This is a genomic window from Amorphoplanes digitatis (assembly GCF_014205335.1).
Classification (GTDB): Bacteria; Actinomycetota; Actinomycetes; order Mycobacteriales; family Micromonosporaceae; genus Actinoplanes; species Actinoplanes digitatus.
Map to the genome: position 1 here is coordinate 6,129,156 of NZ_JACHNH010000001.1, position 22,568 is coordinate 6,151,723.

18 protein-coding genes and 1 pseudogene are annotated in these 22,568 nt (G+C 72.3%); 11 read left to right on the forward strand and 8 right to left on the reverse strand.

Annotated elements, in window-relative coordinates; genetic code table 11:
* The first annotated feature begins 22 nt into the window (after nucleotides 1–22).
* The gene (locus BJ971_RS26910) at nucleotides 23–4,870 is read left to right on the forward strand and encodes a GAF domain-containing sensor histidine kinase (RefSeq protein ID WP_184995985.1); all 4,848 of its coding nucleotides are present in this window, start codon (nucleotides 23–25) and stop codon (nucleotides 4,868–4,870) included.
* Between the two features lie 133 nt (nucleotides 4,871–5,003).
* Entirely contained in the window at nucleotides 5,004–6,710 is a 1,707-nt protein-coding gene (locus tag BJ971_RS26915; protein WP_275411344.1) for a GAF domain-containing SpoIIE family protein phosphatase, read from the forward strand.
* On the opposite strand, the gene BJ971_RS26920 is transcribed toward BJ971_RS26915, so the two are convergent.
* Nucleotides 6,678–7,340, reverse strand: coding sequence for a hypothetical protein (locus tag BJ971_RS26920; protein WP_184995986.1), 663 nt, complete (start codon nucleotides 7,338–7,340; stop codon nucleotides 6,678–6,680). The genes BJ971_RS26915 and BJ971_RS26920 overlap by 33 nt on opposite strands.
* Before the next feature lie 214 nt (nucleotides 7,341–7,554).
* Between BJ971_RS26920 and BJ971_RS26925 the strand changes: the two genes are divergently transcribed.
* From BJ971_RS26925 to BJ971_RS26955, 7 genes are all read left to right on the forward strand, one after another.
* On the forward strand, nucleotides 7,555–8,343 hold the full coding sequence (locus tag BJ971_RS26925) for an ABC transporter ATP-binding protein (protein WP_377884855.1): 789 nt from the start codon (nucleotides 7,555–7,557) through the stop codon (nucleotides 8,341–8,343).
* Nucleotides 8,340–9,101 (forward strand): ABC transporter permease, encoded by a 762-nt coding sequence (locus tag BJ971_RS26930; RefSeq protein WP_184995988.1) that lies wholly within the window; start codon nucleotides 8,340–8,342, stop codon nucleotides 9,099–9,101. Before BJ971_RS26925 ends, BJ971_RS26930 begins: the two co-directional genes overlap by 4 nt.
* 19 nt (nucleotides 9,102–9,120) lie before the next feature.
* Entirely contained in the window at nucleotides 9,121–9,900 is a 780-nt protein-coding gene (locus tag BJ971_RS26935; protein ID WP_184995989.1) for a MerR family transcriptional regulator, read from the forward strand.
* A 31-nt stretch (nucleotides 9,901–9,931) separates the two neighbouring features.
* Nucleotides 9,932–11,200, forward strand: coding sequence for an MFS transporter (locus BJ971_RS26940; protein WP_184995990.1), 1,269 nt, complete (start codon nucleotides 9,932–9,934; stop codon nucleotides 11,198–11,200).
* A gap of 83 nt (nucleotides 11,201–11,283) precedes the next feature.
* A complete protein-coding gene (locus BJ971_RS26945) occupies nucleotides 11,284–11,667 on the forward strand; it encodes an STAS domain-containing protein (protein WP_184995991.1) in 384 nt (127 codons plus the stop codon).
* Between the two features lie 243 nt (nucleotides 11,668–11,910).
* Nucleotides 11,911–13,434, forward strand: a complete 1,524-nt coding sequence (locus BJ971_RS26950; protein ID WP_184995992.1) for an alkaline phosphatase D family protein — start codon at nucleotides 11,911–11,913, stop codon at nucleotides 13,432–13,434.
* An 8-nt stretch (nucleotides 13,435–13,442) separates the two neighbouring features.
* A complete protein-coding gene (locus tag BJ971_RS26955) occupies nucleotides 13,443–13,916 on the forward strand; it encodes a hypothetical protein (RefSeq protein WP_184995993.1) in 474 nt (157 codons plus the stop codon).
* Between the two features lie 60 nt (nucleotides 13,917–13,976).
* Here BJ971_RS26955 and BJ971_RS26960 read toward each other — a convergent pair.
* Nucleotides 13,977–14,383 (reverse strand): annotated as a pseudogene (locus BJ971_RS26960) (HNH endonuclease family protein); the annotation flags it as partial.
* Nucleotides 14,384–14,683: 300 nt separating this feature from the next.
* Between BJ971_RS26960 and phoU the strand changes: the two are divergent.
* Entirely contained in the window at nucleotides 14,684–15,325 is a 642-nt protein-coding gene (gene phoU, locus BJ971_RS26965; RefSeq protein ID WP_184995994.1) for a phosphate signaling complex protein PhoU, read from the forward strand.
* A gap of 9 nt (nucleotides 15,326–15,334) precedes the next feature.
* Here phoU and BJ971_RS26970 read toward each other — a convergent pair whose 3' ends face one another.
* Nucleotides 15,335–15,667: an STAS domain-containing protein gene (locus tag BJ971_RS26970; RefSeq protein ID WP_184995995.1), complete on the reverse strand. Its 333-nt coding sequence runs from the start codon at nucleotides 15,665–15,667 to the stop codon at nucleotides 15,335–15,337.
* Between the two features lie 131 nt (nucleotides 15,668–15,798).
* Here BJ971_RS26970 and BJ971_RS26975 point away from each other — a divergent pair, with 131 nt between their 5' ends.
* Nucleotides 15,799–16,659 carry an alpha/beta fold hydrolase gene (locus tag BJ971_RS26975; RefSeq protein ID WP_239087140.1) on the forward strand — a complete coding sequence of 287 codons (861 nt, stop codon included), beginning with the start codon at nucleotides 15,799–15,801 and terminating at the stop codon, nucleotides 16,657–16,659.
* Here the strand turns inward: BJ971_RS26975 and BJ971_RS26980 are convergent.
* The 5 genes from BJ971_RS26980 to BJ971_RS42310 form a co-directional block, all read right to left on the reverse strand.
* Entirely contained in the window at nucleotides 16,635–17,597 is a 963-nt protein-coding gene (locus BJ971_RS26980) for a threonine ammonia-lyase (protein ID WP_184995996.1), read from the reverse strand. The two genes, BJ971_RS26975 and BJ971_RS26980, sit on opposite strands and share 25 nt — an antisense overlap.
* 32 nt (nucleotides 17,598–17,629) lie before the next feature.
* Nucleotides 17,630–19,567, reverse strand: a complete 1,938-nt coding sequence (locus BJ971_RS42305) for a GGDEF domain-containing protein (protein WP_184995997.1) — start codon at nucleotides 19,565–19,567, stop codon at nucleotides 17,630–17,632.
* Nucleotides 19,568–19,743: 176 nt separating this feature from the next.
* Complete coding sequence (locus BJ971_RS26990; RefSeq protein ID WP_184995998.1) at nucleotides 19,744–20,343, reverse strand: TetR/AcrR family transcriptional regulator; 600 nt, start codon at nucleotides 20,341–20,343, stop codon at nucleotides 19,744–19,746.
* Nucleotides 20,344–20,356: 13 nt separating this feature from the next.
* The gene (locus tag BJ971_RS26995) at nucleotides 20,357–21,196 is read right to left on the reverse strand and encodes an oxidoreductase (protein ID WP_184995999.1); all 840 of its coding nucleotides are present in this window, start codon (nucleotides 21,194–21,196) and stop codon (nucleotides 20,357–20,359) included.
* A 30-nt stretch (nucleotides 21,197–21,226) separates the two neighbouring features.
* On the reverse strand, nucleotides 21,227–22,528 hold the full coding sequence (locus tag BJ971_RS42310; protein WP_184996000.1) for an outer membrane protein assembly factor BamB family protein: 1,302 nt from the start codon (nucleotides 22,526–22,528) through the stop codon (nucleotides 21,227–21,229).
* Nucleotides 22,529–22,568: the final 40 nt, after the last annotated feature.

Sequence of the window (22,568 nt, forward strand, 5' to 3'; positions counted from 1 at the left end):
CAAAAGTAGCATCATCCGTTATGTGGGTGAGGAGTTGCTGTATCTGAGTGACCGGACGCAGGTCACCCGCCACACCCCGTCCGACGGTCCCGGCGTGGTTCGCAAACACGCCACCGGGGCCGGTGCGATCCGCCGCATCGAGCACGAGCGTGCCGTACTGGAGAAGCTCGCCGGTCTGCCCGGCGTCCCCCGCCTCGCCGCTCACCAGGAGCGCCGGACCCTGGTCCTGCAAGACGACGGCGGCGGCCCGCCGCCGGCCGGGCCGATGCACCTGCCCGACCTGGTCCGCATCGCGCACGCCCTGGCCACGACGGTCGCCGCGGTCCACCGCGCCGGTGTCCTGCACCGCGACATCACCCCGGACAACGTCGTGCTGCGCCCGGACGCTCCCCCGCTGCTCATCGACTTCGACCTCGCGCTCACCGGCGCACCGGAGACCGACGAGGGCCCGGTCGGCACCCTCGGGTTCCTGGCGCCCGAGCAGACCGGCCGCACCGGCCTGAGCACCGACCGCCGCGCCGACCTCTACGGCCTCGGCGCCACCCTGTACACCCTCGCCACCGGCACTCCCCCGGTCACCGGCCACGACCCTCTCGAGCTGGTGCGCGACACCCTGGTCGGCACCCCGTCCGCCTCGGGTCTGCCACCTCGGCTTGGCGACATCATCATGCGGCTGCTGGAGAAGGACCCGGACCGGCGCTATCAGAGCGCCGAGGGCCTGGCCCACGATCTCGCCCGCTGGACGGCCGACCCGGACGGCGACTGGACGCCGGGCGACCGGGACTTCCCGCAGTTCCTGCCGGCACCGCCCGTCCTGGTCGGCCGGGACCCGCAGATCGGCACCCTGGCCGCGGCCCTGGACCGGGCGCTGAGCGGCGACGGCCGGGCCGTGCTGGTCAGCGGCCCGGCCGGGATCGGCAAGAGCACCCTGATTCAGACGCTGCGACCGCTGATCGCCGCTCGCGGCGGCTGGTTCATCGCCGGCAAGTACGAGCAGTTCCGCACCGGTGTCGACGCCGGCGGCACCGGGCAGGTGATCAGAAACCTGGCCAGGCTGCTGCTCGCCCTGCCGGAGGCGGAGCTGACCGGCCACCGGGAGCGGCTGGTCGCCGCGCTGAATCCGGTCGGCAAAGTGGTGTCCGGCGTGGTGCCCGAGCTGGACATACTTCTCGGCGGGCAGGTGCCGGCCGAGCCGCTGGACCTGGTCACCCCGCCGATCTGGGCCGGCGGCACCTCGGTCACGCTGCTGCGCACCGTGGCGGCGCACCGTCCCCTGGTCATGGTGGTCGACGACCTCCAGTGGGCGACCGGCACCTCGCTGCGAGTGCTGGATGAGCTGGTGGCCGCCGGGCCGATCCCCGGGCTGCTGGTCGTGTGCGCCTTCCGGGACGAGGAGGCCGACGCCGGCCATCCGCTCGCCGGCGTCGCCGCGCGCTGGGAGCGCGACGGGCTCGCCGAGCCGCCGTTGCGGCTGGCCGGGCTGGACCGGGCCGGGCTGGCCGAGCTGACCGGGGCGGTGCTGCGGCTCGAGCACCCGGCCGCGGAGTCGCTCGCCGACCTGATCGGCACGGCGACCTCCGGGAATCCGTACGCCACCGTGGAACTGATCAACGGGCTTCGCACGGAGGGCCTGCTGAGACCGGCGGAAGGCGGTTGGGACTGGGACCCCGATCCGGTACGGGGTTTCATCGCCCGCCACCGCCTGCCGCAGCTGCTCACCGCCCGCCTGGAGCAACAGGCGGCGACGACCCGGCGCCTGCTTGTCGCACTGACCTGTCTCGGCAGCAACGTACTCCCGGAACTGCTCGCCACCGCCGCCGCGATCCCGCCCGCCGCCCTACCGGCACACCTCGCTCCCGCCGTCACCGACGGCCTGATCTGCGCGGACAGCACCGTCAAGTTCTGCCACGACCTGGTCCTGCAAGCGGCCCGGGATCTGCTCCCGGCCGCCGAGATGGATCGGACGCGGCTGGCGATGGCCCGTCGCCTGGCCGCACACGGCGGCTACGAGCAGCAGGCCGCCGAGCAGTACCTCCCGGCGACCGGCCTCATCGGCGACGACGGCGAGCGCCGGACCGCGTCGGCGCTGCTGCACCAGGCCGGCCGCCACGCCGCGCGGATGACCAACTATCCGGCCGCCGACGAGCTGCTGACCGCCGCCGACCGGCTCCTACCCGCCGCCGACGCCGCCGGCCGGGACGCGATCGCGGTGGACCGGCACACCACGCTCTTCTCCCTGGGCCGGCACGCCGAGGCCGACCGGATCTACCGCGATCTCGCCGCCCGCTCCCCGGACCCGCTCGTCCTGGTCGCGGCCACCGCCGTGCAGATCAACAGCCTGACGCAGCGCGACGAATGCCACGCGGCGATCACGCTCGGGCTCGACGCGCTGCGGCGGTTCGGCATCACCCCGCCGGCCGACCTGGCCGCGGACAACCAGCGCGCCGTGGTCGAGCTCCGGGACTGGGTGGCGGAGTTCGGACCGGCGTACCCGACGTGGGAGTGCACCTCTCCGCAGATCGTCGCGGTGGCCCGGATCCTGCAACGGATGCTCGTGCCCACCTTCGTGGCCGACCCGGACCTGCACGCCTGGCTGGTGCTGCGGGCACACGTGCTGTGGCAGCACAACGGGGTGTGCTCGCCGCTGACCGGCACCCTCGGCGGGGCCATCCGCGTGACGAGTTGGCTGCTCGACGACCACCGCACCGGATACGTGCTGACCGGGCACGCGCTGCGGGCCGCTCGCGAGCACGGCTACCCCGCGGCCGCGGCGGTGGCCGCCTACCAGCACTTCATGCTGGCCGCGCCGTGGTTCGAGCCGCTGGAGGAGGTCGTCGAGGCCTGCTGGCAGACCCGCGACGAGCTCCTCACGGTCGGCGACGTGCAGATCGCCGGATGGCACTCGGCGCGGCTGCTGGTCCTGCTGGTGGAGACCGAGGAGTCGCTGCAGACCTGCGCCGAGGAGACCGCGGCGGTGCTGGCCTTCGCGGAGAAGACCGGCAACTGGTACGCCCGGCTGATCGCCCTAGGACACCGGCAGCTGATCCAGGCGTTGCGGGGGCACACCGACGGCGAGGGCTTCGACGAGACGGCGTACCTGGACGAGATCGGGGAGAATTCGGCCCTGCTGGCCGACTATCACCTGGACCGGGCGCTGACGGCGCTGCTCAGCGACGACACCGCGGCCCTGGCGGAGCACTCGGCCGCGGCGATGGAGCACAGCAAGGCGATCCGTGGGTTCTACTCCAGTGCGCTCGCCCGGGTCACCCGCTGCCTCAGCGACCCCTCCCCCGCGTCGGCGGACGCCCGCGACTGGCTGGCACGCCGGGCCGCCGACTCGCCCCGCAACTTCCGGCCGCTGCTGCTGCTCGTGGATGCCGAGGTCGCCCGGGCCGGTGGCGACGCCGTCGCCGCGATGCGGCTGTTCGACGAGGGCCTGCACGAGGTGACGGGCCGCCCGTGGCATCACGCCCTGCTCGCCGAGCGGGCCGCACGCCTGCACCTGGAGCAGGGGCTTCCGCACACCGGGCGCCGGCTGCTGGTCGAGGCGCGCGACGCGTACCGGGCGTGGGGTGCCGGCGGCCCGGCCGCACGCCTCGAGGCCGAGCACCCGTTCCTGCGGAACACGGCGAGCATGGGCCCGGGGACCGGCGCCGACCGCCTGGACCTGATGGCGATCCTGCGCGCGTCGCGGGCGCTCAGCTCGAAGACCACCCTCGCCGGACTGACCACGCAGGTGATCGATGTGTTGTGCGCGATGACCGGGGCCACCGACGTGCGCCTGTCGCTGCGGGACCGCACCGTCTCCGGCTCCTCCACCACCGATCTGCCGGCGTCCGCCGTCCGTTACGTCCAGCGCACCCACCACCCGCTGCTGGTCGCCGACGCGACCCGGGACGACCGGTTCTCGCAGGATCCGTACTTCACCGGTCTCGAGGCGTGCAGCCTGCTGGTCATCCCGGTGCCCTGCCAGAGCGCGGAGGACGCCGTCCTGGTCCTGGCCAACCGGCGGCAGGGCGGCGTCTTCTCCACCGGCCGCCTGGAGACCGTCGAGCTGATCGCCGGTCAGCTGGCCGTCTCCCTGGACAACGCCCTGCACTACGACTCCCTGGAGGGCGAGGTCCGGGCCCGCACCGCGGAGATCGCCGACCGCAACCGCGAGCTGGAGGCCGCCAACCAGCTCAAGGCCGACCTGATCGGCATGCTCGGCCACGAGATCAACAATCCCCTCGGCACGATCCTCGGCAGCCTCGACCTGGTCCTGACCGACGATCCCCTGCCGCCGTCGGCCGAGCTGCTGGTCGCCAGGGCGCACGGCGCAACCCGGCGGCTGGCCGGCATCGTCGACGAGGTGCTCGCCCTGGTCAGCATCGACGCCGGCCGGCTCACCGCGACACCGCGCCCGGTCCGGGTCGCCGACCACATCGAGGCCGCGCTCGGCGCCACCGCCACCACCGCGGTCACCGTCTCCTGCCCGCCCGACCTCGTCGCCGCCGTCCAGCCCGGCCACCTCGACCAGATCCTCACCAACCTGATCAGCAACGCGGACAAGTACGGCGGCGGGGTCGAGGCGATCGACGCGCACGGCTCCGGCGCGGGCCCGGTGACCATCGACGTCGCCGACCGGGGCCCGGGCGTGCCGCCGGAGTTCCGCGACCGGCTGTTCGGCCGTTTCGCACGCGCCGAGGGCACCGCCAGGAACGTCGCCGGCACCGGGCTGGGCCTGTACATCGTCCGCGAACTGGCCCGCGCCAACGGCGGCGACGTACGCTATCGCCCCTCGCCCGTACGCGGATCGACGTTCGTCGTCTCGCTTCCACCGGCGACCGTCGTCCGGAACACGGTGGGCAGCCGCAGACCGGCCGAATGACGACACCCGCCGCCGATCGACTCGGATCTCAATCGCGATCCGAATTGGAGTTCATGAAGACCTGGCCGTATAGCGTGGTGCCGTGAGCTCCGGCGAGGCAGGATCGCTGCCGACAACAGCCGACCGGTTCGCGGTGCTGCGGCAGACCGGGCTGACCGCTGCCGCCGATCCGGCATGCGATCGTTTCGCCGCAATGGTACGGAATATGCTGAACGTTCCGATCGGCCTGGTCGCGTTGATCGAGCCGGAACGGCAGGTGCTCCCCGGTGCGTCCGGGCTGAGCGAGCCGTGGCAGCAGCAGCGGCAGACACCGCTGTCGTACGCGCCCGGTCAGCACGTCGCCACCGGCGGCGCGCCGCTGGTGATCGAGGACGCGCGGACCGATCCACGATCGGCCGGCACCCCGGCCGTCCGCGAGCTGAACGTCGTCGCGTACGCGGGGATGCCGTTGACCGATGAGACCGGGGTGGAGCTGGGCACGCTGTGCGCGATCGACACCGCGCCCCGGCGGTGGACCGGCAGCGAGCTGGCGTTGCTCGGTGATCTCGCGGCGGCGTGCTCGGACGGCCTGCGGCTGCGGATCGCCAACAGCACGGCGCAGCGGCGGTCGGCCGAGTCCGATGCGGCGCTCGACCGCAGTCAGCTGTTGCTGCGTGCCAGCGTGGCGCTGGCGAACACGAGCACGGCCGACGACGTGGCCGCCGTCGTCCACGACCTGGTCACCGGCACGCTGAACCCCGCACACGTGGAAGTCTCGTTGCTCGACCGTTCCCGCATGGTGAGCTGGCAGTCCGGCCCGGCGTTACCGGCGTCCGCCGCCAGGTGGTCGGAGCATGACGCGATCCCGTCGGGGTTGGCCGTCCGCACCGGCGCCGCGGTCCTGCTGCCCGATCTGGCCGCCGTTCGCGCGTTGACCCCGGACGCGGTGGACACCTACCTCGAGATGGGCTGGCAGTCGGCGGCCAGCGTGCCGCTGCCCGGGTTCGACGGGCGGGTCGGTGCGCTGACGTTCGTGTGGAAACAGCCCCACGTGCTCGACCACACCGAGCTGACGATCCTCACGGCCCTGGCCGTCTACACCGCCCAGGCATTGCAACGTGCCGACTACCTCCGCTCGCGGGAGAACGTCGCGGCGATCCTGCAACGGGCGATGCTCAGCGACGTGCCGGACTCGGCACCCTTCGAACTGGCGGCCCGGTACGAACCCGCCGCCCGCGGCGAGCAGGTCGGCGGGGACTGGTACGACGCGGTCCGCCTCGACCTGCAATATCTCGCCCTCGTGATCGGCGACGTCACCGGGCACGACATGCGCGCCGCCGCGCTAATGGGACGCGTGCGCAGCAAACTGCGCCTGCTGCTCGTCGACCGGCACGAGCCACCCGCCGCGCTGCTGCGCCGCCTCGACTCCGCCAACCAGGCCCTCGGCGACCGGATCATCGCCAGCGCCGTGCTGGCCTACCTACGCCCTGAACCCGGGGGTGACGGGCACCAGTTGCAGTGGTCCAACGCCGGGCACCCGAACCCGCTGCTGCTCGACGCCGCCGGCGTCACCGTGCTGACCGGCCACGACCCGCTGCTGGGCGTCACCCGCCGCACGCCGCGCACGAGCCACACCCGGCACCTGCCGCCCGGATCGACCGTGCTGTTCTACACCGACGGCCTCATCGAAACCCGCGAGCACCCCTTCGACGAACGCGAACGAGAGCTGCACGCCGCGCTGGCAGGCCTGCACGACCTCCCCCTGACCGAGCTGCTCGACCGGATCTACGCCGCCTTCGCCGGTGACGACCAGGAGGACGACGTCGCCCTACTCGCCGTGCGTACACCACCGCGGCAGTGAGAGCCAGAACGTCACCACGACGGCGATCAGGCCGAGCGCGCCGATCCGGCCGGCCCACAGCCAGTACGAGGTCGGCTCGGACCAGACCAGCCGCATGAGCACCGTGCCGATGCCGCGCCCGCGCGGGCCGTCGGCGCCGAGCGCCACACCGAACGCGGTCATGAGCAGGAACAGGAAGAGCAGGCCGACGATCGACCGCCGCAGCAGGCCGGTGCCGGGCGGCTGCCCGATCGCGAAGAACAGCGTCGCCCAGGCCATCAGCAGCAGGATCAGGATCGCCCCGGCGCCGCCGACGGTGCCCACGAGGATGGCGGCGAACGCGAACCCCATGGTGTGCTCGTCGATCAGCCACAACGGGTACATCAACGGCAACTGGACGACACCCAGGACGAACACCGCGGCCATCGGGGCGAACAGGTTCCGCAGCACCGACAGCACGTCACGGGAGCGGCGCAGACTCGCGCGCACCGCCGCGACCACCGGGATCGCCACCAGCAGCAGCGGCCAGAACGGAAACGTCTCCGGGTCCTCGTCCACCGCGAGGCCGGCGGCGGCCACCGCGGCGAACATGACGACGGTCTCGACGACCAGGGCCCACCGGATCGCGTGCCAGGGCAGCACGTCGCTCACCGGCGGGGCCGGTGCGGGCCGCCGCTCGGCAGTCCGCCACGGATCGGGGCGCTGCGGGCGGCGGCGAGGGGGGTGAAGGCGGCGGCGACGTGACATCGGCACGACCGTAATCCATGCCCGCCAGGCCGCCAACCAGCGGAAACAGCCGGTGCCGACGATCACGGCGGATCGGGTCCGCCCAGCGGGCTTGACTATGACGCAGGGTCAACCCTCCATGCTGACCGGCATGAGCATCGAGCGGCCGGCGATACGCATACAGGGCCTGGAGAAGTCGTTCAAGCACCTGAAGGTGCTGCGCGGCGTGGACATCGACGTGGCCCGGGGCAGCATCTTCGCCCTGCTGGGCTCCAACGGTGCCGGCAAGACCACCGTGGTGAACATCCTCTCCACGCTGCTCAAGGCGGACGCCGGGACGGCCCTGGTCAACGGCTTCGACGTCGCAACCCAGGCCGCCGACGTCCGCGAGTCGATAAGTCTCACCGGGCAGTTCGCCGCGGTCGACGAGATCCTCACCGGCCGGGAGAACCTGGTGATGGTCGCCCGCCTGCGGCACCTCAAGGGCCCGGGCACGATCGCGGACGCCCAGCTGCGGCGCTTCTCGCTGACCGAGGCCGGCGACCGGCGGGTGGCGACGTACTCCGGTGGCATGCGCCGCCGCCTGGACATCGCGATGAGCCTGATCGGGAATCCGCCGGTGATCTTCCTCGACGAGCCGACGACCGGGCTGGACCCGGAGGCGCGGCTCGAGGTGTGGCAGGCCGTCAGGGAACTCGCCGCGGGCGGCACCACCGTGCTGCTCACGACGCAGCACCTGGACGAGGCGGAGCAGCTCGCCGACCGGATCGCGATCCTGCACGAGGGCCGGATCATCGTGAACGGCACCCTCGCCGAGCTCAAGAAGCTCCTGCCGCCGGCCAAGGTCGAGTACATCGAGAAGCAGCCGACCCTCGAGGACGTCTTCCTCACCCTCGTCGGCGCCCGGAGGGAGAAGGAACAACGATGAACCGGCACTTCCTCGGCGACACCACCGTCCTGCTGGGCCGCTCGCTGCGCCACATCGCCCGCAGCCCGGACACCATCATCACGACCGCGGTCATGCCGATCGCCTTCATGCTGCTCTTCGTCTACGTCCTCGGCGGCGCGATCGAGACCGGGTCCGACTCGTACGTGAACTACCTGCTGCCCGGCATCCTGATCATCACGATCGCCTCGGGCATCTCCTACACCGCGTACCGGCTCTTCCTGGACATGCAGGGCGGCATCTTCGCCCGGTTCCAGTCGATGCCGATCGCCCGCGCGTCCGTGTTGTGGGCGCACGTCCTGACCTCGCTGGTCGCCAACCTGACCTCACTCGTTGTCGTCGTCGGCGTCGCCCTGCTGATGGGCTTCCGTACCGGCGCGGACCTGCTGGAGTGGCTGGCGGTCGCCGGCATCCTGGTCCTGTTCACCCTGGCCCTGACCTGGATCGCCGTGATACCCGGCCTCACCGCGAAGTCCGTGGACGGCGCGAGCGCGTTCGCCTATCCGCTGATCTTCCTGCCGTTCATCAGCTCGGCCTTCGTGCCCACCGAGTCCATGCCCGGTCCGGTACGCGCCTTCGCCGAGAACCAGCCGGTGACCTCCATCGTCGACGCGATCCGGAACCTGTTCGCCCGGCAACCGGTCGGCACCGGCATCTGGACGGCGCTTGCCTGGTGCGCGGGCATCGTCGTGGTCGCGTACCTGATCGCCACCATGACCTATCGGCGCAAGATCTCCTGAGCGGCGGCAGGATGAGGACATGCTGACGATCGGGCAACTGGCGGCGTACACCGGCGTCACGGTGCGCGCGGTGCGGCACTATCACCACATCGGGCTGTTGCCCGAGCCGGAGCGGGACGCGTCGGGCTACCGGCGGTACCGGGCGACGGCCGTCGTGTCCCTCATCAAGATCCGTACACTCGCCGACGCCGGCGTGCCGCTGTCCCAGGTCGCCGAGCTGCTCAAAGCCGACGGGCCGGCCTTCGCCGAAGCGGTCGAGAGCATCGACAACCACCTGCGCGACGAGATCTCCCGGCTGGAGACCAGCCGCAGGCAGATCGCGCGGCTCGCCACCGGGGACAGGATGGCACTCCCACCGGAGGTGGTCGCCTATCTCGATCGGCTCCGCGAACTCGGGGTGTCGCAGCGGATGGTGGACGCCGAGCAGGACGGGTGGATCCTGGTGGTGGCCCGCTGGCCCGATGCCGTCCGCGAGTGGATGCCCGCGAAACTCGCGCAGCTCGACGACCCGCGACTCGTTCGGCTCTATCGGGTCCTGTCGGAGATCTTCGACAGCGACGCCTGCGACGACGCGCTCCTGGTGGAGGCCGCCGACATCATGGCCGAACTGGCCGAGCAGGCATACGCCTCGGGCGAGATCGACCTCGGCGAGGCGGCGCGCGACGATCTGTCGTTCGACCTCCTGGACGCACTCTCCGTCGAGTACGACCCGAAGGCGGAGCGACTGATAGAGCTGATGCGCGAGCGTGGCTGGGACGGTTGGAGCCGGCTCGAGCGGCTGCCGGAGCCGCCCGGCTGACCACGCGTACGCGTCGCTAGAGTCGCGCCTCGTGGATCAACTGAGCCGTAACCTGCGCTGGGGCGCACTGGGTGCCCTCGCCATGGGCGGCGTCGCGATCGGTTTGACCGAGTTCGTCGCGATGGGTCTGCTACCCGAGATCAGCCGTGGCCTGCTGCCGCAGGCCTACTCCGAGTCACCGGCCGACGCGGTGGCGCAGGGCGGTTGGACCATCACGGCGTACGCGCTGGGGGTGGTCGTCGGCGCGCCGGTGATCGCCGCCGCGACCGCGCGCGTGCCGCGCCGCAGGCTGGTGCTGGGGCTGCTCGCGGTCTTCGTCATCGGCACGGTGGCCTCCGCGGTCGCGCCCAGCTTCGGGCTGGTGCTGGTGGCCCGGTTCGTGGCGGCGCTGCCGCACGGCGCCTACTTCGGCGCGGCCGGGCTGCTCGCGGCGACGTTGATGGGCCCGGGCAGGCAGGCCCGCGGGTACGCCGTCGTGCTCAGCGGGCTCACCGCGGCGAACATCGTCGGCGTACCCCTGATCACCCGGCTCGGGCAGACGGCCGGGTGGCGGGTCGCGTACCTGGTCATCGCCGCGGTCTTCCTGATCACCCTGGCGGCGGTCCGGATCCTGGTGCCCGAGGTCGCCGCGACGCCGGGCGGCTCGCCGGCGGGCGAGCTGCGTGCCCTGCGCACCCCGCGGGTCTGGCTGGCCGCGGCCACCGCGACCGCCGGTTTCGCCGGCTTCTTCGCCGTGTACAGCTACCTCGCCCCGGTCACCACCGAGGTGGCCGGCCTGAGCGCGGGCACCGTGCCGTGGGTGCTGGTGGCGATGGGGCTGGGCATGGCCGTGGGCAACGCCCTCGGCGGCTGGCTGGCCGACCGGGACCTGCGGCGCGCCACGCTCGCCGGGTTCGCCGCGGCGATCGCCGCCATCGTGGTGTTCGCGTTGATCGCCGACACCACCGCGGGCCTGTTCCTCGGCGCGTTCCTGGCGGGCGGGACCAGCCTCTTCGTCGGCCCGGCGCTACAGGCCCGGCTCATCGACGTCGCGCCGAGCGCCCAGCTGATGGGCGCGGCGGTCAGCCAGTCGGCGCTGAACCTGGCCAACAGCCTCGGCGCCGCCCTCGGCGGGCTGGTGATCGCCCGCGGCCTCGGCTACCTGGCTCCGGCGTGGGTCGGCGTGGCACTTGTCGCGGTCGGGCTGTGCCTGGCCGCGGCCGGCTTCGCCGGCGAGCGACGAGGCCCGACCGGAACCGTGAATTCGAATGCTCAATGCATTGTGGACGCAGATGATCGTGGCCTTCCCGTAACCAGGTGAATTCTTCAGGAGAAGGTCGACGAACATCCCAGGAATCCTTAACCTGATCGTTCGGAAAGCACCGGCGAACGGAAGGTAACGCAATGGCCAGCGCGACGGTCGACGTCGACACCAGCGCGGACGGCACGCTCGTCATCCAGCCCCACGGTGCCCTCGACGCCGCCGACGCGGTCGACCTGCGCCGCATCCTGATCCACGTCCTGCGACGGCTCCGGCCGCTGCGACTGGTCCTCGATCTGCACGACGTCACGGCCCTTGACCCGATCAACCTGGGCACCCTCGCCGCGGCCTGCCAACTCGGCGACGACCATCACGTCGCGGTGTTCCTCGACCACTCCACCGTGCCGATCGCCCAGCAACTCAGCGCCGCCGGCGTCCCACTGCACCGGCTTCGACGCGTCGGCGCCACCATCCGGGCCTGCGCCGCGACGCCACGCCGCATCGGGACGGACGAGCCGGCGCCGTAGCGCCCGGCGGGTCCGGAAGGTCACCGGCGGGACTTCCGCCCGTTACCACCGCAAGCCCGGTGGCGACCACTGAACGCGCAGGCCGCGCGGGCCGACGTTCCCGCGATGCCCGACTGCCACGCCTCGTTCCCGCTCGGGCGGCGCGCCGTTGGGCGAAAGTCCTCGCTGCCTTGCGGCCGTCGCCACTCGCCATTGCATTGATGAGCATCCATGGTTTACGGGACGCTCGCAGCGTAAGCGGCTATGACCGTCATCAATCGCCGGATCTTCGTGCTCGGCGGATTGGCCGCCGCCGGAACCCTCGCAGTCCACTCCGCCGCCGGTGCCGCGACGCCGTACCCGTTCCGGCTCGGTGTCGCCTCGGGCGAGCCGGACGCGGCAAGCGTCGTGCTCTGGACCCGTCTCGCCACCGCCCCGCTGAACGCCGACGGGCAGGGTGGCATGCCCAACGCCGACGTGGTCGTCGACTGGCAGGTCGCGACCACCGACCAGTTCACCTCGATCGTCGCGTCCGGGTCGGTCACCGCCCGGTACGCCGACGCGCACTCGGTCCACGTCGTCGCCGGTGGGCTCGCCGCCGACGCGGAGTACCACTACCGTTTCCGGGCGCAGGGGCACCTCTCGCCGGTCGGGCGGACCCGCACCGCGCCGGCCGGCGGCACCTTCGGCCGTACCCTGCGGATGGCCTTCGCCTCCTGCGCGCACTACGAGTCGGGGTACTACACCGCCTACCGGCGGATGGCCGAGGACCGGCCCGACCTCGTCCTGCACCTGGGTGACTACCTCTACGAGGACGCGACCACCTCCGGATCGGTCCGCGAACACGCCGGCGCGGAGATCGTCTCGCTCGCCGACTACCGGCGCCGGCACGCCCAGTACAAGACCGACCCCGATCTCCAGGCCGCGCACGCCGTCGCACCGTGGCTCGTGGTGCCGGACGACCACGAGGTGGAGAACAACTACGCCGCCATGGTGCGGGCCGACAGCAGCCCGGCCCTGACCGCCGCGCAGTGGACGGCCCGGCGCACCGCCGCGTACCGCGCCTACTACGAGAACATGCCGCTGCGCCCGGCCGCCGCGCCGACCGGCAACGGCATCGCGCTCTACCGGCGGGTGCGCTGGGGCAGCCTGGCCACCTTCCACATGCTCGACACCCGCCAGTTCCGCGACGACCAGGCCTGCGGCGACGGGTGGAAGGTCTGCGCCGCCGCGGACAGCGCCGCCCGCACCCTGACCGGCGCCGCGCAGGAGGCGTGGCTCCTGGACGGGCTCGCGCAGCACTACGGCACCTGGGACATCCTCGGCCAGCAGGTGTTCTTCGCCCGCCAGTTCGACGCGGCGGGCGGGGCGAACATGGACTCCTGGGACGGCTACCGGGCCGCCCGGGCCCGCATTCAGCAGGGCTGGCGCGACCGGGCGGTGCGCAACCCGCTCGTGCTCACCGGCGACGTGCACACGGCCTGGGCCAACGACCTCAAGGCCGACTACGCCGACCCCAACTCCGCGACCGTCGGCACCGAGCTGGTCTGCACCTCGATCGCATCCGGCGGCAACGGCTCGGCGACCACCACGATCCCGTACGCCGCGACCAACCCGCACCTTAGGTTCTACTCCGAGCGGCGCGGCTACACCCTCACCACGATCACCCCCACCGAGGTACGGGCCGACTTCCGCTCGGTGCCCATGGTGACCGAGCACGGCGCGGCCGTCACCACCCTCAAGTCCTTCGTCGTCCTCGATGGCCGCCCCGGCCTCGAAGTCCTTTAGGAGGCCGGATGTCAGCCATCGCCACGGCCGCCGTCGCCGCCGCCCTCGCCGCGACGACGGTCACCTTCTCCACCGCCAACACCGTGGCCACCGGGGATCAGGACGGCCCGGCCATCGCGACCAACCGCTCCGGCCAGGTCGCCGTCGTCTGGGAGGACGACCGGGACGCCGCCGAGCCCGGCGACGACAACCACTCCGAGATCTACCTGCGCCTGTTCGGCAACGGCACGCCAGCGTACGAGGTGAAGCTCTCCGGCGGAGGCACCACCGGCACCGACTGGAAGCACATCACCCCCGACGTCGGACTCGACGACAGGGGCAACGCCGTGGTCGTCTGGGCCGACGACCCGGACGGCAACGGGTACTTCAACGTCCCGTACCGCGTCGTCTCGCCCACCGGCGCACTGCTCGCCTCCGGCCGCGTCGGCGCCACCAACGGCGACTGGACGAACGACGCCTCCGCGGACGCGTCCCGGATGTGACCGTGTTCCGTCGGGCGGCGTGCCCGGCCCTGCGGTGCGGGCCGGGCGCGCCGTGTGCGTTCAGGAGGTGCAGGTGTTCAGCATGGTCTGTAGCGCGGTCTTCTCCGCGGACTGCGCGGTGAGCGCCCAGTAGGACTTCACCGCGATCCACATCTTGGCGTAGGTGCACCAGTACGAGGTCACCGACGGCTGCCAGGTCGACGGATCCTCGTCGCCCTTGGACTGGTTGACGTTGTCGGTGACGGCGATCAGCTGCGGGCGGGTGAGGTCGTTGGCGAAGCTCTGCCGCCGGCTGGTCGTCCACGCGCTGGCCCCGGAACGCCAGGCCTCGGCGAGCGGGACGACATGGTCGATGTCGACGTCGGAGGCGGCGGTCCAGGTGGCGCCGTCGTAGGGGAGAACCAGCGGCCGGAGGTGGCGGCGCAGGCGCTGTCGGTGACCACGGACGTGCCGTCGCGCTTGAGGGGTGTCGCCCACATATTGATCGTGGCCAGTGTGGAGAGCCGGGTCCGGCGCGTGAACATCCCCTCGTCGTCCTATGGCGACGAGGAGGCGTTCGGCCTGGGCGACGTTCACGGACCGGCGCCGGCTGTTCGCCGATTCGGTGTGGCGCGCCCGCACCGGCCGGCCGTCGCCGGCACCGTCGCCGTGCGAGGTCGGTGACGCATCTGAAAGGATTCGGTGACAGCCCGCACCATTGAGGCGGATTCTCAGGGGTCCCGGACCCGGGCGCGGCCACCGGCCCACGGCAAGCGAGGGAGAGCGCCATGCGCGAGGACTTTCAGGCCGAGCTCGACCGGGTCAGCAGCACATTGGTCACCATGGCGATGGCGGCGCGGGAGACGATGCGGCAGGCGAGCACCGCCCTGATCACCGCCGATCACACCGTCGCCCTACAGGTGACCGCCCGCGACGCCGAGATCGACGTGCTCTACCGCGTCGCCGAGGACCGGGCCTACGACCTGGTCGCTCGCCGGCAGCCGGTCGCCGACGACCTGCGCAAGGCCGTGACCTCGATTCAGGTGGCCGCCGACCTCAGGCGCATGGGCGGCCTCGCCGTCCATGTGGCCCGTTCCGTCCTGCGCCGCCACCCGGCGCCCGCCGTGGTTCCCGAGCTGGCCGAGCTCTTCCAGGCGATGGGCACGGTGGCCGACGGGCTGGCCGGCAAGATCGTATCGGCGCTGTCCGACCACGATGCGGTCCTGGCCGCCCAGCTCGACCGCGACGACGACGCCATGGACCACCTGTACCAGCGCCTGTTCGCCGTCCTGCTCAGCCCGGATTGGCCGATGGGCGTCGAGGCGGCCATCGACGGCGCGCTGCTGGGCCGTTACTACGAGCGCTACGCCGACAACGCCGTCAACGTCGGCCACCACGTCGTAGCCCTGATCACCGGCAAGACCGACTGAACACCCGCGTCAGGCCACGACGTCGTTCCGGTGCAGGCGCTGGCGTGGCACGCCGGCCTTGGTGAGCTGTTCGGAGATGCGGCTGGACGGGTTGTGAAAGCACATCGCGACCTGGTGATCGTCGCCGAGTTCGCAGGCCGCGGACACGGTGCCCACGCTGATCGGGTCGAGGTGGGACACGGCGGACAGGTCGAGGATGATCCTGGGCGGCCGCACCTTCCGTACCGTGTGGACCAGGATGCGCTGGAGGTGCACCGCTGCGGCGGCATCGATGACGCCGGACGGCCGGATGACGACCGTGTCGTCGGGTTCCGTGCGCACTTCGACCTCGGGCGCATCCATTCGGCTCACCCTTCGCTACCTTTTGTTCAGCTCCGAGACAACGTTACGACCGCGGGTCGCGTCGAGTCGATGGGATCATCGGCTCCACATGACAACCCATCCGACGATGGGATTCCGGCTAGGCTGCCCGAGTGGTCACCGAGGTCGACGTCCGCGCGAGTGACGGACGGACCCTGCACGCCTACGACCGGGGCCGCGGCGACCGGGTCGTCATGTGGCATCACGGGACACCGAACATCGGCTTCCCGCCGGTGCCGCTGTTCGCCGCGGCCGACCGGCTCGGCCTCCGGCTGGTCTCCTACGACCGTCCGGGTTACGGCGGATCCCCCCCGGTGCCGGGCCGCGACATCGCCTCCGTGGCGGCCGACGCGGCAACGGTGGCCGATGCCCTCGGTGTGGCGGAGTTCGCGGTGCTGGGCCACTCCGGCGGCGGACCGTGCGCGCTGGCCTGTGCGGCCCTGCTGCCGGGCCGGGTGACCGCGGCGGTCGCGATCTCCTGCCTCGCCCCGTACGAGTCCGGCGGCCTGGACTGGTATGCCGGGATGGGTCCGTCCGGCGAGGCCACGCTGCGGGCGGCGGCCGCCGGGCGTGCCGCGAAGGAGGCGCACGAGGCGGCCGGCGCCTCGGACGTCGACTTCATCCCGGCCGACTGGGCCGCGCTGGAGGGCGAGTGGGGCTGGTTCGGCAGCGTGGTCGAGCCGGCGATGGCGTGCGGCCCGGCCCCGCTGATCGACGACGATCTGAGCTATGTGAACCCGTGGGGCTTCGACCCGGCCGCGGTCGCCGTGCCGGTGCTGCTGGTGCACGGCACCGGCGACCGGGTGGTGCCGAGCGCGCACAGCACCTGGCTGGCCGACCACATCAGCGGGTCGACGCTGCGCCTCGTCGAGGGTGAGGGCCACGTCTCGGTCCTGCCGCCGGCGGCGGTGCCGGGCCCTGGAGTGGCTGCACCGAGCCTGAACGGGACTCACGTACGGATCCAGCGGTGGTAGGCGTCCAGGTCGACGTTGCTGCCGCAGATGATGGTGGCAACATGGCGGCCGGCGAAGCGGTCACGGTCCTCCAGTACGGCCGCGACGCCGAGGGCCGCCGAGGGCTCCACGACCAGGCCCGCCTGCTCCAGCAGCAGCCGCAGGCCCGCGACGATGGAGGACTCCTGGACCAGGACGGCGTCGTCGGCGACCGCGAGAAGATCGTCCAGGACCTCGGGGATGGGGAACCTGCCGGCGACTCCGTCGGCGATGGTGTCGGTCGAGTCGGTGGTGACGACCCGGCGCCGGCGCCAGGAGTGGGTCATCGCCGGTGCGCCGAGGGGCTGCACACAGATCACCTCGACGTCCGGCGAGAGGGTCTTCAGGGCGTAGCCCACGCCGGTGGCTATCGCGCCGCCGCCCAGGGCGATCAGGACGGTGTCGAACGAGGACCCCGCATCGGCCAGTTCCAGGCCGATGGTCGCCGCGCCCTCGCAGGTCTCGATGTCGAGGCTGTCCTGGACCAGCCGGATACCGCGCTGGAGCGAGATGTCCGCGGCCCGTTCGCGGGCCGCCTCGAAGTCGCCGTCGACAAGCTCCAGCTCGGCACCCAGCGCACGGATCCGATCGAGCTTGACAGCGGGCGCCGCTCGTGACGCCACGACCGTCACGTCGAGGCCGCGGCGGCGACCGGACCAGCCCAGTGCCTGGCCGAGGTTGCCGGCGCTGGCGCACACCGCCGCGGTGCGGCCCTGGCCGGCGAGCAGGTTCGCGACGAGTTCGGTGCCGCGCGCCTTGAAGCTGCGCACCGGGTTCGCCGTCTCCAGCTTGATGCTGACCGTGCAGCCGAGCTCGCGTCCCAGCGCGTCGCACTGGTACAGCGGGGTGTTCAAGAAGATCGGGTCGATGTCGCTCCGGGCCGCGCGGATCCGGGCAAGATCGAGGCGCGTCGTGATCATGTCCGGCAACGTATCGCGCCTCGGCTACCGGGTCAGGCCACGATCGCGCCGTGGCGGCGCGCCGCCTTCTCCGCGTACAGCGCGGCGTCGGCGTGCGCGTACAGCGCGGCGAAGTCGGCACCGTCGGCGTCCGACCCGGCGGCACCGACGCTGGCGGCGGTGCGCGGCGCGAGCGCGGCGCGCAACCGCTCGGCCTCCGCCTGTACCTCGGCATCCGGGATCAGCGCCACGAACTCGTCACCGCCCAGTCGTCCGATGACGGAGCCGGACGGCGCGTTCGCCGTCAGGGTGGTCGCCACCCAGACCAGCAGTTCGTCGCCGGCGGCGTGCCCGGCCGTGTCGTTGAGCGTCTTGAAGCCGTCCAGGTCGAACAGCACGAGGCCCATCGGATGGCCCGCGCGCAGACGGTCGGCGATCCGGTCGTCGATACCGCGGCGGTTGAGCAGGCCGGTGAGGGCGTCCGTGTGCGACATGTCGGTCAGGCGGCGGCGCCGCTCGGCGCTGGCGCGCCCCTGCGCGGCGCACGCGGCGGCGACCACGCCGAAGCAGAGCAGATGCATGATCGCGTACGCCGGGCCGGCGTCGCCGACGGTGGCCGCCAGCACCAGGTAGGCCGCGGCGTTCAGGGCGAGCATCGGCACCGCTACCCGCAGCCGAGCGCCGAGGGCGAACAGCGTCATCGGCGCCAGCATGCCCACACCGGTCGGCGACGAGACACCTCCGTCCAGCACCGGCGCGGCGATTCCCAGGGCGAGAAGTGGCACCGCGTTGAGCGCCATCAGCGGCCGCACATACGCGGAGCGGCTCAGCCGGCCGGCGACCGCGATGACGCCCAGGCCGTACAGCACCCCCAGGACGCACACCACCCCGAGGGCCAGCCGGTGCGGCGACTGGGTGGCGAACCCGGCGGCGTACACGGCGCCGACGAAGCTGTCGGCGGCGCAGATCCGGCCCATGTCGGCGATGGACCGGCGCCGGCGCTCCGTGCGGGTGACCCGGGCCGCCGTCGGCCCGGCCGCCTGCTCACGGGCCAGCTCGACGTGCCGCTCGACGGGGACGCGGCCGCCGCGGGTGGTCTTGTCCGCGTACGCGCGGGCGTCGGCGAGCCGGCGCAGCTCCTCGACCGTGCCCGCCTCGGCCGGGCAGCTCGCGTAGCCCAGGCTGGCCGGCGCGCCGTGCTCCAGCGCGGCGCGCAGCCGGTCGACGATCGCGGGTGCGTCGTCCGGACCGGTTCCGGTCAGCAGCGCGCCGAACTCGTCGCCGCCCAGCCGGCCCACCCGGTCGGTGTCGCGCAGCGCGCCGCTCATGGTGCGGGCCGTGGCGGCCAGGACGGCGTCGCCCGCCCGGTGGCCCCAGGTGTCGTTGATGATCTTGAACTTGTCCAGGTCGGCGAGGAGCAGGGTGACCGGTTCGCCGCCGTGCCTCGCCCGGGCCACCGCGCGCTCCAGCTGCTCGTCGAAGCCACGGCGGTTCAGGCTGCGGGTGAGTGGGTCGACGCGCGACGCCTCGGACAGCCGGCGCCGCAGCGTGGCGAGGGCGGCGGCGTGCCGCATGCACAGGATCGAGACTCCGCCCAGGCCGAGCGTGTAGACCACGGCGTACCCGGCGGGAGCGGGCTCGCCCAGCACCGCCACGACCCAGTACGCCACCGCGGCGAGCACCCCGGTCACCGCGAACGGACGGGGCGGCATCATGATCGCGTAGAAGACGACGGTGATCGGCACGAGCGCACCGAGCGGGCCGTGGATGCCACCGTCGAGCAGGCTGAGCGTGGCCGAGCCGGCGAGGCTGACGAGCACGCCGAGGGCCTGAACCGTCACGCGTGCCCGGGACCGGGCGATCCACGGCGCCGCGCGCCAGGTCGCGGCCGCGACCGCGAACATCACGGCGGCGACGGCGAGCATGAGCGGACGGTGCGACCCGTGCGGCGTTGCCGCGAGGTACACGGCGACGACGGCCGGCGCGAGCATGGCACGAGCGCCGCTGGTGCGCACGGTGGCCGCGCGCGAGTCCCCGCGGGCGCGCGGAGGCTCAGCGCTTGCATCGGCGTGCATCGGCGACCATCCAGATAACCGGGGGTAGCGGTAGCGCTACTGGTTATCTATCGCCCGCGCGCGGCGGATGTTGAGCGGATGTTCCGCACCGCTCACGAGAGGTTTCCGGGGTGCCCCAGCATCGGCCGGAGGATGCTGTCGACCACGTGGATCACCCACGGTTCGTCGAGCGATTCCCCGCTGAGCAGCAGCCGGTGCCAGAGCAGCGCCTTGCAGACCTCGATGACGGCGCCGGCGTCCGGAGGGCCGGCCAGCTCGCCACGGGCCACCGCGCGGGCGAAGACGAACTCCGCGTCGGCGACACCGGTCTCCAGGACGTGTTCGTGCAGGAGCCGGCCGAGGTCGGGATCGGTGCGGATCGCCGAAAGCAGGCTCAGCACGATCGGCTGTTTGCGCTCGTAGACGCGGCAGAAGGTGTTGAGCGCCGCGATGAGGTCGCCACGCAGCGAGCCGGTGTCGGCAAGCGGTGGGTGCTCCAGCATCATGCCGTGCAGGGCGGCGGCCACCATGCCGGGCTTGCCGGACCAGCGGCGGTAGATGGTGGCCTTGCTGGCCCGGGCCCGGCGCGCCACCTCGTCGATCGTCATCCGGTCGTAGCCGACCTCGGCCAGCAGGTCACGGACGGCGTCGAGGATGGCCTGCTCACGTCCCGGATCGAGGCGGTGCTGCGTGGTGGCCGGTGACTGCGGCAACCGGCCCTCCAGGTCAGTCGGCGACGGTGACCGTACGGTATCGCACCCCGGTCAGCTCCTCGGAGATCGCCCAGAGCCGGCGGGCATCACCCTCGTCGCGTCCGCGTGCGGACACCTCGATCCGGGTCGGGTTGCCCCTGCGCTCGCCCGGGCCGTCCGGCCCGTACGCCTCCATGGCCTTGACCTCGGGGTTCGTCGCCGCGTGCAGTGACGGAAGGGCGCCGGCCTCGGCCGACTGCGCCGACAGGCGGGCCAGTGCGAGGAACGCCGACCGCAGCGGGTTGCCGGTGCGGGCCAGGTCGGTGTGCGCGAAGCCGGGGTGGGCGAGGACGCTGGTCAGCGGGGTCCGGCGGCCGAGTTCGAGGGCGAACAGGACGTTGGCCAGCTTGGACTGGGTGTAGGCGCCGAGCTTCGAGTAGCGGCGTTCGCCCATCAGGTCGTCGAAGTTCATCCGGCCGCGCCGGTGCAGCCCGCTGGTCACGGTGACGACCCGGGCCCGGTCGCCGGCCAGGAGCGCGGGCAGGAGCAGGCCGGTCAGGGCGAAGTGGCCGAGGTGGTTGACGCCGAACTGCCGCTCGAACCCGTCAACGGTCACCGCCCGCGGCAGGGCCATCACCCCGGCGTTGTTGATCAACAGATCGAGCCGGCCGTACCCGTCGAGGAATCTGCTCGCGAAGCGCCGCACCGAGGCGAGGTCGGCGAGGTCGAGCTCCCACCACTCGGCACCCGGAATGTCGTCGTTGCGGTGCCGCGCCGCGGTGATGACGCGCCAGTTCCGCGCCGCGAGTTCGCGTGCCGTGTGAAAGCCGATACCGCCGGACGCGCCGGTCACGATCGCAAGTTTCTCCGCCATGTACGAAACGGTACCGTACACCGTCAAGGGTCACGCGAGGGAATAGCCGACGAAGCCGGTCTCCGTGGCGACCACCGCGTAGGGGCCCACGTGCGCCCCCGTCGCGGTCGTCGCCGCGACGGTGGGTGAGCCGGCCACCGGGTCACCCGCCGCGTTGCAGGTCACCGCCCGCTCACCGGCCCGCTGGTAGATCGCGACGCCCTTGCTGAAGTAGGGCTCGCGGTACTCGAAGTCGAGGCGGGTCCCGCACCAGAAGATCTCGTCGGCGCCCGGCGCACGTTGCCTGCCGGTGTTCACATCGAGCAGCAGCGGGCCGGAGGCCGTTCGTACGATGATCTCGGTGTCACCGGCGGTCGGTGCGGCCGTCTTCGCGCCGACCAGCCCCTCGGCGGCGCCGACCGGGACCGACCAGGTCGTCCTGCCGGTCCGCACGTCGAATCCCTCCACCGTCACGTCGAGGCCGGTGAACGTGCGATCGAGCTTCGGGGAGATGGTCAACGTGCCCTTCGACCGGCAGCGGGCCGGCGCCTTCTTGCCGGTGCAGGAGATGTCGCTGCCGGCGTCGGTCCACAACAGGGCGCCGTTCTCCTCGGAGAGACCGGCCGTCGCGGCGGCCTCCAGGGAGACGACGACGTCGGTCTTGCCGTAGGAGCCGGTCCTCTTGCCATAGACGCTGCCGGCATAGACCTTCTCGTCGGGGAACAGCTGCCAGTTCCACCCGTTGTCGGTGCTGAATCCCTCCGCCGGAAACGCGTCGCGCAGCGGCGTCCGCCATCGCAGCTTGCCCTTCCGGACCAATCCGATGATCTCGGGATCCCGTTGGCCGAAGTCGACGAGGCCCGCCGTGCCGATGCGCCTGGCACGGGGCGGCAATCCGGTCTTCTCGGCCACGTACCTGCCGGTGGCGACGTTCAGCCGGTGGGTCTGATAGGGCTTGTCGTAGCCGGTGCGCGACAGTGTGCACACGTCGTCGCTGTCCGGGCACTGCTCCGGCGGAGATCCGAACAGCAGCGGGCCGGTCGAGGCCACCTCGTCGCCGGTCCGGCCGTCGGCGACGACGAGCCGGGCGTACAGATTGCCGGCGGGATCGCGCCGGAAGAAGGCGACCTTGTCGCCGGCCTCGACCGGAGCGACCGCGATGCCGGGCACCACCTCTCCCGGCGAGGCAGCCGCGCGCCAGAGCTCCTTGCCGGTGACCGGGTCGATGCCCACCACGAAGAGATCGCGGTTCTCGGTCACCTCACCGACCACGACGCCGCCGATGGCCAGCGGCTGACCGACCGGCTTGCCGTCGCTGACCCACAACTGCCGGGCCTTCGGCGCCGGCCGCACCGGCGGTTCCTCATCCGACAGCCAACCGCAGCCCGACACG

Bases quoted from the DNA above. Each gene is read 5' to 3' on its own strand.
- BJ971_RS26980 (WP_184995996.1), bottom strand. From the start codon at position 17,597: ATGATCACGACGCGCCTCGATCTTGCCCGGATCCGCGCGGCCCGGAGC.
- BJ971_RS26935 (WP_184995989.1), top strand. From the start codon at position 9,121: ATGCTGACGATCGGGCAACTGGCGGCGTACACCGGCGTCACGGTGCGC.
- BJ971_RS26955 (WP_184995993.1), top strand. From the start codon at position 13,443: ATGTCAGCCATCGCCACGGCCGCCGTCGCCGCCGCCCTCGCCGCGACG.
- phoU (WP_184995994.1), top strand. From the start codon at position 14,684: ATGCGCGAGGACTTTCAGGCCGAGCTCGACCGGGTCAGCAGCACATTG.
- BJ971_RS26970 (WP_184995995.1), bottom strand. From the start codon at position 15,667: ATGGATGCGCCCGAGGTCGAAGTGCGCACGGAACCCGACGACACGGTC.
- BJ971_RS42305 (WP_184995997.1), bottom strand. From the start codon at position 19,567: ATGCTCGCGCCGGCCGTCGTCGCCGTGTACCTCGCGGCAACGCCGCAC.
- BJ971_RS26945 (WP_184995991.1), top strand. From the start codon at position 11,284: ATGGCCAGCGCGACGGTCGACGTCGACACCAGCGCGGACGGCACGCTC.
- BJ971_RS26950 (WP_184995992.1), top strand. From the start codon at position 11,911: ATGACCGTCATCAATCGCCGGATCTTCGTGCTCGGCGGATTGGCCGCC.
- BJ971_RS26925 (WP_377884855.1), top strand. From the start codon at position 7,555: ATGCTGACCGGCATGAGCATCGAGCGGCCGGCGATACGCATACAGGGC.
- BJ971_RS26930 (WP_184995988.1), top strand. From the start codon at position 8,340: ATGAACCGGCACTTCCTCGGCGACACCACCGTCCTGCTGGGCCGCTCG.
- BJ971_RS26995 (WP_184995999.1), bottom strand. From the start codon at position 21,196: ATGGCGGAGAAACTTGCGATCGTGACCGGCGCGTCCGGCGGTATCGGC.